This window comes from Cyclobacterium xiamenense (assembly GCF_009467825.1).
Lineage (GTDB): Bacteria > Bacteroidota > Bacteroidia > Cytophagales > Cyclobacteriaceae > Cyclobacterium > Cyclobacterium xiamenense.
The window spans coordinates 17,523-30,651 of sequence record NZ_WIOK01000034.1; the positions used below are offsets into that span (position 1 = coordinate 17,523).

Consider the following 13,129-nt stretch of genomic DNA (forward strand, 5'->3'; position numbering starts at 1 on the left):
ACTCTTACGAAGTTTTTAGGCTACCGGAATGAACCGCCTGATCGGACGGCATGGAATCGGGCTGTTTTTTGAGGTAAACAGCCAGGGTTTCGAAGGCTACGAATAGACCTGGAATAAGGATGATTCCGACAAACGTACCGATAAACATACCTCCTGCCGCGGCAGTACCGATGGTTCGGTTTCCGACTGCTCCGGCGCCGGTGGCGAGGGCGAGTGGGATCAATCCGCTGATAAAGGCAAACGAAGTCATAAGAATTGGGCGTAGCCTTTCCACCGCCGCATGAACGGCCGACTCCAGGATTCCCATGCCTTTTTGCCTGGACTGTACGGCGATTTCAATGATAAGAATTGCGTTTTTGCCCAACAGTCCGATCAGCATGATTAGCGAAACCTGCGCATAAATATTGTTTTCCAATCCGGTCAGTTGCAGCAATAGAAAGGAACCGAAAACACCGGCAGGCAGCGACAGAATCACCGATAGTGGCAGCAAATAGCTTTCGTATTGGGCGGCGAGAAGCAAATAAACAAAGACCAGGCAAATGAGGAAGATGTATACTGCCTGATTGCCCGAGGCAATTTGCTCCCGGGTGATGCCGGACCAATCAATGGAGAAGCCCCGGGGTAGGATGGAGACCGCAGTTTCTTCGACTGCCCGAATCGCATCACCGCTGGAATATCCCGGTGCGGCATCACCATTGATCATGGCAGAGATAAACATGTTGTAGCGCGTAAGTTGCTCCGGTCCGTAGATTCGCTCCAGGCTGACAAAATTGGAATAGGGTACCATTTCACCCTGCTTGTTTTTGGTGTACATTTTTAGCAAGGATTCCGGGTTGGTCCGGAATTCCGGCGAGGCCTGTAGCATCACTTTGTACATTTGCCCAAACTGGATAAAATTGGAACTGTAATAGCTCCCAATAAAACTTTGCAGGGTCTCCATCGAAGCACGGATATCCACGCCCAACTTTGCAGCTTTGTCATGGTCCACCCGCAGGATGTACTGCGGAAAAGAAGGATCAAAATTGGTGAACGCTTCCTGGATTTCAGGTCTTTCCCGGATAGCTGTCAGAAAATCGTCTACAGTTTGGGCAGTGAAGGCCAAATCCCCACCGGTCTTGTCTTGCATTTGCAATTCAAAACCGGAGGCATTTCCGAAGCCTGGAACGGGCGGGGGGGCAAAAAACTGTACGGAAGCGCCCGTAATGTGTGCGGTCCGTTCCTGGTATTTTTCGATCAATTGGTCGACATTTGCCTCTCGGTCATCCCAACCCACCAAATTGATCATGCCCATGCCGTAGGAGGCTCCGGCAGTTTCGGTAAGCAGGCTGTATCCGGCCAGTGTCGAGATGGTTTCAACCTCCTCAAAGGGCAAAATCGACGCCTGCACGTCATCCATGATTTGCTGGGTTCGGTCCATGGTGGACCCCGGGGGGGTCGTCACGTTGACATAAATCATTCCCTGATCCTCGTTGGGAATGAATCCGGTTGGTAGAATGAAGGTCATCCCATACGTAAGGCCAAAAAACAAAAGCAAAATACCGAATGTGAGGGTTTTTCTACCGGCAGTTTTGCCGATCAATCCAGCGTATTTCCCAGCAAATGCCTCGTATTTTTCATTGAAACCCGTAAAGAAGCGACTGAGCAGGCCTTTTCCTTTTTCGTGATGTACGGGTTTTAAGAGCAAGCTACACAGGGCAGGGGAAAGGGTAAGCGCATTGATACCGGAAATCACGATGGCGATGGCCAGGGTCAGGGAGAATTGCCGGTAAAAGATCCCCACCGGACCGGAGAGAAAACTTACCGGAACGAACACGGCAGACATCACCAGCGTGATGGCCACAATGGCACCGCCGATTTCGTGCATGGCCGCAAAAGTGGCCTCCTTGGCATTCATTCCGTTTTGGTGCATTTTTACATGCACGGCTTCCACAACGACGATGGCATTGTCCACCACAATCCCGATAGCCAATACCATGGCAAATAGCGTGAGCATGTTGATCGAAAATCCAAAAAGGCTCATAAAAAAGAAGGTTCCCACCAGAGAGACAGGTACCGCTATGGCCGGTATTAGTGTGGAACGCCAATCCTGAAGAAAGATAAATACCACCAGGGACACCAATAGAAAGGCTTCGATAAGCGTTTTGACAACTTCTGAAATGGAGGCATCCAGGAAACGGGAGACATCGTACGAAATATTGAAGGTCATCCCGGGGGGAAAGGAGGCTTCCTGCAGTTCGCCCATTTTGTCTTTGATGTTCTGTATCACTTCCCGGGCATTGGAACCGGGCCGTTGTTTGATCATGATGGAAGCGGAGGGCTGCCCATCGGTCATCGATACCATGTTGTAATCCTCCGAGTCGAAGGCAACTTCCGCCACGTCCCGAATTTTTAGCAGGGATCCATCCGGAAGGGATTTTAAGGTAATGTTTTCGTAATCCTCTTTGGTATTAAACTTACCGGTGTACTTGAGAACATACTGCAAGGACTGCGGGTCCCGGTCCGAACTGATTCCGGATTTTCCGGGAGCGGCTTCCACATTTTGGCTTTGAATGGCTTCGCTCACATCCTGTGGGGTCAGGTTGTAGGCCACCATTCGGTCCGGATTCAGCCAGATGCGCATGGCATAATCCCGGTTCCCCATGATTTCCGCTCGGCCTACCCCATCTATTCGTTTTAGCTCGGGAAGGATATTGATGTCTGCAAAATTGTAGACAAATTTCTCGTCTTGCGTGCTATCAGAGGTCATGAGGTTGAGGTACAGCAACATGGAGTTTACCTCTTTTTCAGTCATTACCCCTGCGCGGATTACCTCTTCGGGTAATTCGTCCACGACCGTGGCCACGCGGTTTTGCACATTCACGGCGGCTTGATCCGGATCCGTACCTACACTAAAAAAGACCGTAATAACGGATACACCGTCATTGGTATTGACCGATGACATGTAAGTCATGCCCGGGACACCGTTAATGGCGCGTTCCAGCGGAGTGGTGACTGCTTTGGTTACCACCTCTGCATTCGCTCCCCGGTATTGGGAAGTCACCGTCACCGAAGGAGGGACAATTTCCGGAAACTGGGTGACGGGCAATCCGAAAAGCGCTAATAAACCTACCAGGGTAATCAAAATGGAAATTACCGTCGACAGGATGGGTCGTTTTATAAACAAATCAAACATGTGTCAAGGGGTTTAAACGGCTAGAGCGATAGGTTTAGGGACCGGTATACTTCTTCTTCTCCAATCGGGTTGGGCTTTACCGTAGCCTCATCTTTGAGTAGTTGAATTCCTTCCAACACCACTTTATCGTTGGTGGCAAAATCCTGCGCCACGTAAAAAAGCCCGTGTCTCCGCAACGGCCTAAAACTTCGGACATTTACTTTATTGTCTTTGTCTACCAGGTATACATAGTTGTATTCCTGGATTTCAAACGTAGATTTTTGGGGGATTAGGAAGACGTCTTTCAGTTCGTTGCTCATCTGCACCTTGCCACTGGCCCCGTGCTTGATCAAGCCATCCGGGTTGGGAAAACGAACCCGAAGGGCAATGGATCCGGTACCCTGTTCAAAATCCGCCTCCATGGTTTCCAATCTGCCTTTATACGGGTACTCCACCCCATCCGATAGGATAAGGGAAATTTCCTCCTGCTCGTCCAATAGTGTTTCTCGAACTTGTTCGTTCATTTGTTCCGAGTCGGCATCCTTGTCCAGTTCACCCCGCATATACCGCAAGTATTCGTTTTCCGTAATGCGGTAATAGGCGAAAATTTCGCTAATATCGGTAATATTGGTAAGCAAATCTCCACTCTTCACCAAACTGCCTGTCTTGTAAGGAATACGGTCCACAATGCCGTCAAAGGGAGCCCTCACGGTGGTATACGACAGGCCTACCTGGGCATTTTTAAGCATGGATTCGGCCTCCAGGATGGCAGATTCCGCCATTTCCTTTCTAGATTGGGCCAGTTCGAGTTCGGAGGAAGAGTAGATTTTCTTATCCACCAGCACTTTTAGTCGTTCTACTTCCAGACTGGCTGCTTTTTCTTCTGCTTTGGCCTGCATAAGTTTGGCGGTTGCCGAGTTGACGAGCTCGTTGTATTCTGCCGAAGAGAGTTGAAATAGCGGTTGGCCTTTGCGAACTTCCTGCCCTTCGTCCACGTAGATTTGTTCCACAAAACCCTCCAACTTGGAACGAACCTCCACAAACTGAATTGCCTGCAGATCGCACACGTACGTTTGAGGCACTTCTATGTCTTTCGGCATCAAGGTAAATACTGGTACTTCCAGGACCTCTGCATTTTTATTGTTTTTGCCACTTCCTTCGTTACAGGAAAAAAGAGCACTCCCTATCGCCAGGAAACCAATAACTTTCCAGAGGGATTTCAAACGGGCAATTTTGCTACCGGAATACCGGAGCCCAGAATTTTTCGTATTCATTTCAGAATTGGGATTAAACAAACAATAGAACGCAATGTTTTCAGCCAACGAATGCGCAGGTAGCATGCGATCGTAGCACACAACGCGGCACATCGGTATTACGGTTATTTTTGGGAATTCCGGATGATAGGTGTTCGATAAAAGCCAATCCTCCAGCTAACGTAAGTGGCAGGAATGTGCCTCAGGGAGCGTTGGAACAGATCACCAGGGACACAATGTGCCTGATTTGGTTCCAGGTATCCAATGGGGGAAAGGCCCCGGGTGCTACGGAGTGAAAAAACTGTAACAGGTGAAAGGGATCGTTGCGCAAATAAAAAACCGGAAGCAGCATGTCTCTCGATTGCTGGCTACTGGATTGGGTCCGGCTCAGGGATGTAGGAAAATCGAGGTAATCAAAATCCGACACGTCCAGGTGAATCCCTGTTTTAGGGAATTGATGGATCGCTTCTTCACCTTCGGCCACCGAAAGTCCCACCAAAAATAGCGCAAGCAGGTTGCTGAGGAGGTACTTGGACAAAAAGGCGGCTATTTTTTTATACTTGCGATTCACGATACAAAAATAACAAGAAAATTCCCAAGAAGGATACCGTTCACAAAGGAAAATTAACGCTAATAAAGAAATAAAAACAAATTAAACCGTTGCCGTTCAGTAAATAATCAAACTAAAATTCTGAAAATAATTTAATAAAAGGAAAAAAATTCCTAAAAAAACAAGGGTTGTAGATAAAATGAATGGTAGATACCGGTAAAGACGAATTCCTTCCAACCTGGCCGAAAATCAGCCCGCCAGGACGAGAAATTAACTGCCTAACCAGATATAGATGAGTACGGTTACCACGCACAAAGCGGCCGATACGGGTTTTGCGTATTTCCAGGGTTTCATTTCCAATACGGGTGGTTGACTTACAAAGGTGTTGGGCTTGCCGGGGAAATAGTGGCTGACCGTAACCATCAGCACCAGGTTCATGACAAATTCGATCGCCCAAATGTGAATGAAATGAATGCCGGAATCGAAGACAAAACTCGTCAATAGGTAAAAAGTCAGGCCGGTAACCAGGCCTATTTTGGCAGCTCTTGCCGTGACCTTTGGAATGAAAAAGCCGGCGATTAAAATAGAAGCAATGGGGATAAAAAATATTCCATTGAGCTGTTGCATGAGTTGATAGAGACCTTCCGGGGCATTGCCAACCAGGGGGGCGATACCGATGGCAAAGAGGGCAAGGACCAGTGAACTCAATCTTCCCACGCGGACCAATCGTCTGTCTGAGCAGTTGGGATTGATGAGTTTTTTGTAGATGTCCAGGCTAAAGATCGTGGCTGCGGAATTCAAGACACTGTTGAAGGTACTCAATATGGCCCCCAGCACCACGGCGGCAAAAAATCCAAGCAGGCCGAAGGGCATCACCCGCATCAGCAAAACCGGGTAGATGAAGTCCTGGTTGTCATAGTATTGATCTTTGTAGTAATAGTAAGCAATGATGCCGGGTAGCACGATGATCAGGGGAATCAGGATTTTGAAGATACCGGTAAATAACAGTCCTTTCTGTGCCTCCGCCATGTTTTTGGCGCCAAATGCCCGTTGGATGATGGTTTGGTTCATGCCCCAGAAATACAGTTGATTGATCATCAATCCGGTAAAAATGGTTCCGAAAGGCAGGACAGAGTCGGCTTTGCCAATGACGTTGAATTTTTCTGGTGCAAAAGCATAGACTTTACTCATGCCATCGATGATATTACCCTCGCCGATATCCCAGAGTGCAAAAACGGGGACCATCAGCCCGCCGATGACCAGGCCAATTGCATTGATGGAATCGGACAGGGCCACAGCTTTTAACCCGCCAAAGATGGCATAGATGGAGCCAATCACCCCAATGGTCACCACGGTGATCCAGATGCCTTCCGATAAACTCACGCCCAATACTTCGGATACACTGAAAATACTTTCCAGATTGATTGCCCCCGTGTACAGCACGATGGGGAGTAGGGTCACCACAAAAGACACCATCAGCAAGAACGCGACCAAGGTCTTGGTGCTGCTATCGTACCGGTTTTCCAGGTATTGAGGAATGGTCGTTAGGCCCATCTTTAAATAGATCGGCAAAAAATACAAAGCGGCAATGACCAGGGCGATGGCGCTGGTCACTTCCCAGGCAATGATGATCATTCCGTTTTTGTAGGCAGAACCATTCAGGCCAATCAAGTGCTCGGTGGATATATTGGTTAAAATCATCGATCCGGCGATCACGCCACCGGTAAGGGAGCGCCCTCCCAGAAAATACCCATCCCTGGAGCGGATATCGTCTTTTCTCAATTTGTACCAGGAAAAAAATGCGACAAAAAGGGTAAATCCGATAAACGTCAGGGCTGTAAGCATGGTATAAAACTAAATTGCTGCCCGGAATTCCGGGCAGCAACACGTCGGTTTATGAGGGTTATAAAAGCTTAAAATTTCAGTGTGTCCGGTAGGTATTTTGCTACCAAATCCTCGTAGTAAGGGCGCAGTGCCTTTGCATCCGGGGGCACGGGTACTTTGGAGTACAAGTCGTAGGGATTGAATTTATCCACCCATTTGAACATTTCCCGGTCGTGATCATTGAGCAGGTGATCGTATGCACCTTCCCGGTGCTGCGCGTAAAAGGAATGGTATCGAATCATGTACAAGGCCGGTTCGGGCAGGTAATTTTTGGTCATTTGGTACAGGTACTCGTCGTGACCCCAGGACATTTTTACATTGTCCAGGCCCGTATTGGGTTCATAAATGCCGTATTTGGTGTTGTACCGTTCGTCTTCGTAATCGGGATTTCCCTCAAAAAACTCCGGATAGACGATCTTGTCCGAATGCTTGCATCCCACCGGAAAGGTGTCGCCCACCACGGCCCATTGGGGTTCTCCAAACAGGCAAAGCACTTTCCCCATGTCGTGAATAAAACCCGTCAGCACAAACCAATCGGGGTGGCCGTCAGCCCGGATGGCTTCTGAGGTTTGCAACAGGTGCTGAAGTTGGTCCAGGCTGGTATCGGGATCGGAATCGTCTACCAGGGTATTGAGGTAGTCGATTGCCTCCCAAAAGGGCATCTCTTTCTTATCAAATTTCAGAAACTCCTGCTCTTTTTTTGTGACGAAGTCGTAGGTCTGGTAGTGGTGGTTCAACCGATAAAAATCCCGGACGGTATCCACTCGCTCGGAGTCGTGGTAGTTGCGGTAATCGCCCTTTGCTTTGGCTTGTTCGGACTTGGGTTTTGGATACCTGATTTTTAAATCATCCTCCCATTCTTCAATATTTCCAAGAGGAGCGCTCTCTTTATCGGTGAATTGTTTGTTCATGTCAACAGGTCTTTTTTCTGCCCTAAATTTAGAAAAAACTAATTGTATTTTCTATAGTCCCCTTGTTTTTCAGAACAATAGTTTACAAATTATTTTTATCCAAATGCATGCGAATTTTTTCCTTCAGCAGCTTTAGGTTTCGGGTATTGGTTTCGCTGCTGCTTTTAATCTCCAGAATTTTTGGTTTCAGGGATTTTTGGTAAAATGTATCCAGACAGTTTTGTAGCGAAGAAAGATCTTCTACGCTCCAATAATCAAAGCCCATCTCTTCCGCCAGGTGCGCACCGGATAGCTTTTGGCGGGTCTCGAAATACTCTTCTAATTCGGGCAAGGCCGCAGGTCCGTCGATCATCCGGAAAATACCTCCCCCTTGATTATTGAAAAGCAATACCCGAAGGTTAGCCAGCTGGTACTGGTGCCAGAAGGCATTGCGGTCGTAAAAGAAGGCCATGTCTCCGGTAATCAATGTGACGGTTTCTTTGGTCGTAAATGTGCATCCCACCGCGGTGCTATTGGAGCCGTCGATCCCGCTGGTTCCCCGGTTACTAATGATCTCCACGTTTGACAGGGGCCGCCCCAGAAAATTAACGTTGCGTACAGCCAGGCTATTTGCTAAATGGACCTTCCCGAAAGGGGGAAGCTTCGGCAAAATCTGCTGCAACGCTTGAAGCTCCCCAAATGCTTCCAGTTCTCCCAAATACCGCGGGAGCTTGTCACGAACGGCTTGGTTTTTTTGCGTCCACTGCTGCGCAAAATCAGCGTCCGTAGGATTTGCCGCCCCCAAAAAGAACTGCAAGAAGGTTTCTGGCTGCAGCCGAATGATCTGGCTTAGTTTTTTAAATGGGTCGGGAACAGTCCCTTCGGGTTGCACGTGCCAATGTGCGGTTTGACTTTTTCGCAAAAACTGCTTCAGGGCTTTGCTAAGGATGGATTTGCCAAAACTGATGATCAGGTCGGGTGCCATTTCCTCCTGCCGGGTCGGGTCGTCAACAAAAAAATCATGGTGGGTAACCGATTCCTCCTGCGCCAGGTTACTGATCGTGTCGGTAATCACGACGGCCTGTTGATTCCTGATAATTTCCGCTAAAGCGGCAGAAATTTTGGGACTTGGGCGTTGTTGGCCCGGGATGAGTAGCATTCGATGGAAAGCTTTCAGTTGATTCCGTAACTTACCGTCGGCGTCGGTTCCCAGGATTTGGTTGCCCGGTTGTATCTCCAATACGGGTTCGAGATCGGTGACGTCAAACCCATACTGTTCGTCGGCTTTGGGATAAAACGGTTCCCGTACCGGGATGTTGATATGCACGGGCCCCATGGGGAAACATCTGGCAAGGGAAAGGGCTTCCTTTACCAGCCGTTTGGCATGCCAAAGTTTGTCCGGGATTCCGGCGTCGTCAGGGAAGGTAAAGCTGCCCTTTACGTGCCTTCCGTAGAGGTTGTCTTGCCGGATGGTTTGCCCGTCCCACTGATCGATCCATTCAGCCGGACGGTCTGCTGTGAGTACCAATAAGGGGATCTGTTGGTAAAATGCCTCGGCCAGTGCCGGGCCGTAGTTTAGTGCGGCCGATCCGCTGGTACATACCAGAATCACCGGTTTGTTCAGTTGTTGAGCCATCCCCAGGGCGATAAATGCAGCAGATCGTTCATCAGGGATGGTTCGGCAGTGGATCAGGGGATGCCGTATTAAGGCCAAAGCAATCGGGGCGCAGCGGGATCCTGGCGATAAAATGGCCTGTGTAATGCCGCTTTTCGCGCAAATAGAGGCCAGATGGCTAAGTTGAGGGAGTATCAACGGGACTTTTTGGTTTGGATGAACTTTCCTAAAATTGTGCATTTTAATTCCGTCTCTTCCCACTCTTTCTCAGGAACGGAATCTTCCGTGATGCCGGCGCCGGCAAAAAGAAGTGCTTCGTTATTTTCCAATCTGGCGCAACGAAGGTTTACGAAGAGGTCGGTTTCTCCGTCCAGATTTACCGGTCCTACGAAGCCAGAGAAGTACGTACGGTCAAACGTCTCCTCAGAATCCAAAAAATCCAGTGCGTTTTCCTTTGGCATGCCGCACACGGCAGACGTGGGGTGCAGTAATTTCAGCATGACGGAGCCCAGTTGCGGAAAATTCGTGGCCCGCATGTCGACCAAAAACTCCGATTTTAAATGGAGTAGCCCACCGGCCACCGTTGTTTTGGGACCAAGTTCCTGGTATTCTCTCAGGCGGATTTTTTTAAAACAATTGACGATGTACCGACTCACCAGTGCCTGTTCCTCAATTTCTTTTTGCGTCCATGCGGCATTTTTCAGGGGGTTGTCCCCCCTTGCTTTCTGGGTTCCCGCCAATGCCATGGTATAGAAGCTGTCTCCTTTTGTTCGGATTAGGGTCTCCGGGCTGGCACCAATCCAGCAACCACTCCCTTCACTGAAATAGCAATTGACAAAGGCATTGGGATAGGCTTCACACAAGGCTAAAAACACCCCAGCCAAATCAAAGTCTGGCGGGAGTTTCTTTTTTTTCAAACGAGCGGGGACCACTTTGTAAAACGCTCCCTGCTCAATGCAAGCGACTGCTTTTGAAACGGTCGCAATGAACTGCGCTTTCTTGGAGGAATTGCTGTCCTTCCGGGCGGGAAGCGCCGCAATCTCGCTTCGAATAAAGGCTTCGTTCGCTTGATCGGCGATTTCTTCACGGTCCCATTCCCTGCCCGCTATCGGTACATTTTCTCCCAGGATTAACCGTTCGTACAGCGTAGCCTTTATGTACACCGGTTGGTTGGTTTCGGAGCGCTGAAAGGGATGAATTAGAAATCCTTCCGGAAGTTCGTCCAGGTCCAGGGTATCCGGTGTATGCGTTTGGGGATCTTTGTCGAGAATCATTTCCACCAGGCCCAGCTTGGGTTTCTTCCAGATGGCAAAAGGCAGCTTGTCCCGAAAAGCCCTGGCGATGAAGGATTCCAGAAAAAGCTTTTGGGAAGTGTCGCGCGCTACGTTAATCGTTTCCATGCAAGTTACTTTCGAATGATGGCCAGGGTGATACGGCTGATACAGGAAAGATCGCCATCCTTGTCGGATATTTTGATTTCCCATACCTGGGTGCTTCTTCCAAGATGAATGGGAGTAGCTCTGCCGGTTACCTTACCTTCTCTGACCCCCTTCAGGTGGTTGGCGTTGATTTCAAGGCCTACTGGATAGGCAGCGGCATCCTCCAGGCAGAGCAAGGCAGCGACCGATCCCAAACTTTCAGCCAATACCACATTCGCTCCTCCATGTAACAGACCAAAGGGTTGTTTGGTTTTAAGGGTAACCGGCATTTCGGCTTCCAGGTAGTCCTCACCAAACGCCGTGTATCGGATGCCCAGAAATCCAGTCATGCTGTCCTTTCCCATCTGATTTAAAAAATCCAGGTCGGGTTTTTTCTTAAATACCATGTTTTATGGGATAAAATTTTTTTCTTTGAACGGAATTCCAAAAATAAAGAATCTTGAGCAGTAAAAAAATATTTGTAGTTAGGCACGGTCAGACAGATTTCAACCTGAAAGGCGTGGTGCAGGGAAGTGGAATAAATGCTCCCATCAATGAAACAGGCAAAAAACAAGCAGCCGCATTCTACCAAAATTTTAAACAGGTACCCTTTGATCGGATCTATTTTTCTTCGCTGATACGAACGAGGCAATCCATTGAGCGGTTTCTTACCCCGGATGTCTATCACGAGGAACTCCCGGATCTAAACGAGATTTCCTGGGGCGATTACGAGGGACTACCGATGGATCACGACGAAAATCAATACTACCTCAATATGCTGGCAAAATGGTCGGAGGGGGAGCTCGATCACAAAATCGCCGGGGGGGAATCTCCCGTGGATGTAGTCATTCGCCTGAAACGAGCCATGGCACATATTTTTTCCAAGGGAGGCAATCAGCTGCTGATTTGCATGCACGGAAGAGCAATCCGCATCCTAATGACAGTGCTGCTTGGCTATGACTTGCGGTACATGGATGTATTTCGGCACGAAAACCTGTGTTGCTATGAATTGCGTCAGGAAGAAGACAGCACCATTTATTTGGACACCTACCACCCGTCGCCGTTAAAAAAGCTACGTGATTTATAAGGTGAGTTTGATAGTAGCTACTTTTTTTGCGGAGGACTGCTCCGCCGACTCGGAAAGCAAGGACTGAAAATTTTCCTGGCATTCGTTCATATCAATGATCCGGAAGGCCACGGATTCAAGAGGAACTTCCTGACCCTCGGAAATGCGGACCAGGGAACTTCCCATTTCGCAGACGGTCCAGTCGGAGAAGGGAACGGTGACGATCAATGCATGCTCCGAATTGCCAGTGTAGGTGCGCGTTTTAAAGGAATCCATGAAACTCAATTCCATTTTCGCGGCACTTGACTGATAGGCAGCCAGCTCAGTTTGGTCAAAAAGTATCAGAAAGGTCTTTTGCGGACCTTCTTTGGCCAGCGAAACCTGCGCAATACCGAGGAATAGAAGGATGTAAATAACCTGTTTCATAGGCTCGTAATATAAAAAATAAACGCATACGAACCAACAAAAGTTTTTACTGAAGCCCAAAAAAGAAAAAAACCGGAGGGCTTCCGGTTTTAGCTGATCTGAATGGTTATGCTTTGCTGCGTTTTCGTTTCGGCGTGGTCTCTTCCACAATTTCGTCCTCGACACCGGCGAGGATTCGTCCACAGTGCTCGCAAACAATGATTTTTTTACGTTCCCGTATTTCGGCTTGCCGCTGGGGAGGTACGATATTGAAACAGCCACCGCAGGCACCCCGTTTCACCAAAACTACCGCCAGTCCGTTTTTAGCGTTGTTTCTGATTTTATCGTAGGATTTGATGAGACGGTCTTCTACTTTTTTTGCAGCCTTTTCGCGCTCGTTTTTTAATTTCTTTTCTTCCGACTCGCTTTCTGCCACGATGGTATCCAGTTCTCCTTTCTTCTGGTCCAGGTCATTCTGCCTGTCTTTTAGGATCTCGTTGAGATCGGCGATGTCTTGCTGTTTCCCTTCTATCCGTACCTGCGCTTCGGCTATTTTCTTTTTTGATACCTGGATTTCCAGATCTTGTAGTTCCAATTCTTTGGTGATGGCATCGTATTCGCGGTTATTCCGCACATTCATTTGTTGATCCTGGTATTTTTTGATCAATTTTTCGGATTCCTTGATCGCATCTTTGTGCTTTTTGATCTCAGTCTCCATCGCCTCGATGTCCGTATTGAATTTGTTCAGTCGGGTCTCGTAGCCAATTATTTCGTCTTCCAGATCCTGAACTTCCTCGGGGAGGGCTCCCCTGACTTTAAAAATAGCATCTAGGCGGGAATCGATGTTCTGAAGATTAAGAATGGCTTCTAACTTTTGTGCGACTGGACTTTCCATGT

The 13,129-nt window shown here is 48.4% G+C and carries 11 protein-coding genes; 1 reads left to right on the forward strand and 10 read right to left on the reverse strand.

Annotated elements, in window-relative coordinates; translation table 11 throughout:
- Nucleotides 1-4 precede the first annotated feature (4 nt).
- The 8 genes from GCU44_RS19575 to GCU44_RS19610 form a co-directional block, all read right to left on the reverse strand.
- Complete coding sequence (locus GCU44_RS19575; RefSeq protein WP_154858882.1) at nucleotides 5-3,172, reverse strand: efflux RND transporter permease subunit; 3,168 nt, start codon at nucleotides 3,170-3,172, stop codon at nucleotides 5-7.
- 20 nt (nucleotides 3,173-3,192) lie between these two features.
- Nucleotides 3,193-4,425: an efflux RND transporter periplasmic adaptor subunit gene (locus GCU44_RS19580; protein ID WP_154858884.1), complete on the reverse strand. Its 1,233-nt coding sequence runs from the start codon at nucleotides 4,423-4,425 to the stop codon at nucleotides 3,193-3,195.
- Nucleotides 4,426-4,606: 181 nt separating this feature from the next.
- Nucleotides 4,607-4,942 carry a hypothetical protein gene (locus tag GCU44_RS19585; protein ID WP_154858886.1) on the reverse strand — a complete coding sequence of 112 codons (336 nt, stop codon included), beginning with the start codon at nucleotides 4,940-4,942 and terminating at the stop codon, nucleotides 4,607-4,609.
- 282 nt (nucleotides 4,943-5,224) lie between these two features.
- Entirely contained in the window at nucleotides 5,225-6,799 is a 1,575-nt protein-coding gene (locus GCU44_RS19590; protein WP_154858888.1) for a solute:sodium symporter family transporter, read from the reverse strand.
- Nucleotides 6,800-6,867: 68 nt separating this feature from the next.
- Nucleotides 6,868-7,749, reverse strand: a complete 882-nt coding sequence (locus GCU44_RS19595) for an inositol oxygenase family protein (RefSeq protein WP_154858890.1) — start codon at nucleotides 7,747-7,749, stop codon at nucleotides 6,868-6,870.
- Between the two features lie 82 nt (nucleotides 7,750-7,831).
- Nucleotides 7,832-9,583 carry a 2-succinyl-5-enolpyruvyl-6-hydroxy-3-cyclohexene-1-carboxylic-acid synthase gene (menD, locus tag GCU44_RS19600; protein ID WP_317175348.1) on the reverse strand — a complete coding sequence of 584 codons (1,752 nt, stop codon included), beginning with the start codon at nucleotides 9,581-9,583 and terminating at the stop codon, nucleotides 7,832-7,834.
- Nucleotides 9,538-10,743: a chorismate-binding protein gene (locus GCU44_RS19605; RefSeq protein WP_154858894.1), complete on the reverse strand. Its 1,206-nt coding sequence runs from the start codon at nucleotides 10,741-10,743 to the stop codon at nucleotides 9,538-9,540. The genes menD and GCU44_RS19605 overlap by 46 nt, the downstream gene beginning before the upstream one ends.
- A 5-nt stretch (nucleotides 10,744-10,748) precedes the next feature.
- Nucleotides 10,749-11,168, reverse strand: coding sequence for a hotdog fold thioesterase (locus GCU44_RS19610; RefSeq protein WP_154858896.1), 420 nt, complete (start codon nucleotides 11,166-11,168; stop codon nucleotides 10,749-10,751).
- A 53-nt stretch (nucleotides 11,169-11,221) separates the two neighbouring features.
- Between GCU44_RS19610 and GCU44_RS19615 the strand changes: the two genes are divergently transcribed.
- Nucleotides 11,222-11,848 carry a histidine phosphatase family protein gene (locus tag GCU44_RS19615; protein ID WP_154858898.1) on the forward strand — a complete coding sequence of 209 codons (627 nt, stop codon included), beginning with the start codon at nucleotides 11,222-11,224 and terminating at the stop codon, nucleotides 11,846-11,848.
- Here the strand turns inward: GCU44_RS19615 and GCU44_RS19620 are convergent.
- The gene (locus GCU44_RS19620) at nucleotides 11,843-12,253 is read right to left on the reverse strand and encodes a hypothetical protein (protein WP_154858900.1); all 411 of its coding nucleotides are present in this window, start codon (nucleotides 12,251-12,253) and stop codon (nucleotides 11,843-11,845) included. The two genes, GCU44_RS19615 and GCU44_RS19620, sit on opposite strands and share 6 nt — an antisense overlap.
- 106 nt (nucleotides 12,254-12,359) lie before the next feature.
- Nucleotides 12,360-13,127, reverse strand: a complete 768-nt coding sequence (locus tag GCU44_RS19625) for a zinc ribbon domain-containing protein (protein WP_092178167.1) — start codon at nucleotides 13,125-13,127, stop codon at nucleotides 12,360-12,362.
- Nucleotides 13,128-13,129 lie beyond the last annotated feature (2 nt).